The organism is Variovorax sp. 01N429 (assembly GCF_056399425.1).
In genome coordinates, this window is the sequence record NZ_JBFTRG010000215.1 from 1 (window position 1) to 380 (window position 380).

General features: G+C 69.7%; 1 protein-coding gene. It reads right to left on the reverse strand.

The window, feature by feature from the left end; translation table 11 throughout:
• Nucleotides 1–122: 122 nt before the first annotated feature.
• On the reverse strand, nt 123–380 hold a 258-nt coding region (locus tag AC1DSF_RS31310; protein WP_478184199.1), incomplete at its 5' end, for a hypothetical protein.

Below are 380 nucleotides of genomic sequence, written 5' to 3' on the forward strand. Positions count from 1 at the left end.
GGCGGGAGCGATACCGAGTTCGCGCCACCGGTAGAAGGTCCGACGCGAGACGTCGCCAAGTTCTTCGAGAACCTCCGGAACGGTCATCAGGTCCGCGGACCGCCGATCCGATTTCGTGCTGGTCATGCGGCCCTCCCCGTGGTTGCCGAATTTTCGAGCTGTCCGTCTGCGCGTGCTTTGGCCGCGTCGAGGGCCCCGCGCCAGCGGACCCGTTCGGCTACCGCCCGGAGGAGGCGATGGGAGATCGAGGGCACGTCCGGGTCGCCGGGTCGGACGTGCTCCCACACGTAGCGGTCCGGGTCGGGGCCGCCGTCCATCTCGCCGAGGAGGTCCAGGACCCAGGCCCGCCGCTCGTGCTTGTGGTCAGCGAGGGTCTTGCC